Here is a 2272-nt window from a genome sequence, read left to right on the forward strand (position 1 = left end):
GGCGCGCATCGTCATCGCCCACGGCCAGATGCCGGAGCGCGAGCTGGAGCGCGTCATGCGCGAGTTCGTGGCCGGCAAGCACAACCTGTTGCTCTGCTCGACCATCATCGAGACCGGCATCGACGTGCCGAGCGCCAACACCATCATCATTGCCCGTGCCGACAAGTTCGGCCTGGCCCAGCTGCACCAGCTGCGCGGCCGCGTCGGGCGGTCCCACCACCAGGCCTATGCCTACCTGATGGTGCCGGACATGCAGGGCCTGACCAAGCAAGCCCTGCAGCGCCTGGACGCCATCCAGGCCATGGAAGAGCTGGGCTCGGGCTTCTACCTCGCCATGCACGACCTTGAAATTCGCGGCGCCGGCGAGATGCTGGGCGAGCATCAGAGCGGCAACATGATGGAGGTGGGCTTCCAGCTCTACAACGACATGCTCAGCGAAGCCGTGCGGTCCCTCAAGGCCGGCCGCGAGCCCGACCTGCTGTCGCCCTTTGCCGCCACCACCGAGATCAACCTGCACGCCCCGGCCCTGCTGCCCGATGCCTACTGCGGCGACGTGCAGGTGCGGCTGTCCCTCTACAAGCGCCTGGCCACGGCCGAGAAGAACGAGCAGATCGACGCCATGCTGGAGGAGATCACCGACCGTTTCGGCAAGCTGCCCACGCAGGGCCAGACCCTCTTCGACACTCACCGCCTGCGTGTGCTGGCCAAGCCCTACGGCGTCAGCAAGATCGACGCGGCACCGACGTTGATCAACATCAACTTCCGCCCCAACCCGCCCATCGACCCGATGCGCGTCATCGATCTGGTGCAGAAGAACCGCAACATCAAGCTGGTGGGCAACGAGAAGCTGCGTGTCGAGAAGCAGCTCTCCAGCCCGCAGGACCGCGCCCAGGCCGTGCGCGAGGTGCTGCGACTGCTGGGCCAGCCGATCAAGACCGAATAGCCCTAGCGTCCTTGAACCGGCGCCAGCCCGCGCAGCGCCGCATCGGCGCGGCTCAGCAGCTCGGCAAAGCCCTGGCGCTGCGCCAGCTCCACCGCCTCCAGCAGCAACGGCCGCGCGTCGCGCGCCGGCAACCCCTCGGCCTGCAGCAGCAGCCCCTCGGCCAGCGGCTCCAGCAGGCCGGCGTCGCGTGCGACGGCGACCTGGCGGGCGGCAGCAGCCGCATCGCCGGCCAGCAGTTCCAGCCGTGCCAGGCGGATATGCACAAGCGGATGCTGGCTGCGTGGCAGCAGCGCACGCAAGCGTTCGGCCAGAGAGGGATCGGGCGGCAGGCCGCGGGCCTCGCGCAGCAGGCCGCGCAGCCAGGCGAGGTGTGACACGCGCAGCGGGTCGCGGCTGCTCGCCAGCAAGGGCTCGGCCAAGCCCAAGTCGGCTTCAGCAAGATCGAGGCAGCCGCTCTGCCAGTACAACCGCGCGCGCCGCGTCAGCGCCTCGGCCTCGAACAGGGCCGAACCTTGCGAGCGGCCCAGCTCCAGCGCGCGGTCCAGCACGCCGCGCGCCTCGCCGTAGCGGCCGGCGCTGGTCAGCGTGAGGCCCAGCATCAGCAGCGACAAGGTCTCGGTATGCGCCACGCCCTGCCAGCTCAGCAGGCTGCGCCGCGCCATCTGTTCGGCGCGATCCAGCTCGCCCAGCGCCTGCAGCATCACGCCCAGGTCGCTCTCGATGGTCAGGCCCCGACAGTAGTCGGGATGGCGCTCCAGCAGCAGCTCGAAGGCATCGCGCGCGGCCCGCACCTGGCCACCGAACCAGTGGATCTGGCCTTCGTAGCTCAGCAGCGAGGGCCGCGCCGGTGCGAGTTGGCGCAGCTGGCCCAGCAGCGCCCAGGCGGCCGGGATGTCGGGCTCGCGCATGGCCAGCTCGATGAGCACCTCACAGGCATTGCAGCGCTCGGCCAGCGGCAGGCGCGGCAGCAGCGGGCGCAGGCGCTCGGCCAGCGTGGCGGCATGCGCCAGGTCGCCCGAGAACACGGCGTTGTCGATCAAGCCGGCCAGGGCCTGCCCCTCGATCTGCTCGCGCTGCGCCGGGTCGGCCACGGCGCCGGCCAGCTCCAGCACCTGCTGCAGCGCTTGGCGACCGGCAGGCAGGTCATGCAGTAGCGCACATTCGGCCAGACTGAGCCGGGCTTGCAGCGCCAGCGCCGGCTCGCGCGACTCGGCAGCAACGCGCTGCCACAACGCCTGGGCCTCGTCGTAGCGGCCGCGCAGCTTCTGCTGAGCCGCGCCGCGGTGCAACCAGGCCAGCGCCGTCTGCGCCTCGCCGGCGCCCTGCCAC

General features: G+C 70.6%; 2 protein-coding genes. One reads left to right on the forward strand and one right to left on the reverse strand.

From position 1 onward, the window contains the following. The coding region (locus AC1DU6_RS28105; protein WP_477861144.1) for a TRCF domain-containing protein at window positions 1-943 on the forward strand (943 nt) is incomplete at its 5' end. A gap of 2 nt (window positions 944-945) precedes the next feature. Here AC1DU6_RS28105 and AC1DU6_RS28110 read toward each other — a convergent pair. Further along, window positions 946-2272, reverse strand: a 1327-nt coding sequence (locus tag AC1DU6_RS28110; RefSeq protein WP_477861146.1) for a tetratricopeptide repeat protein, incomplete at its 5' end; no start/stop codon positions are given.

This window comes from Roseateles sp. P5_B10, from assembly GCF_056400485.1.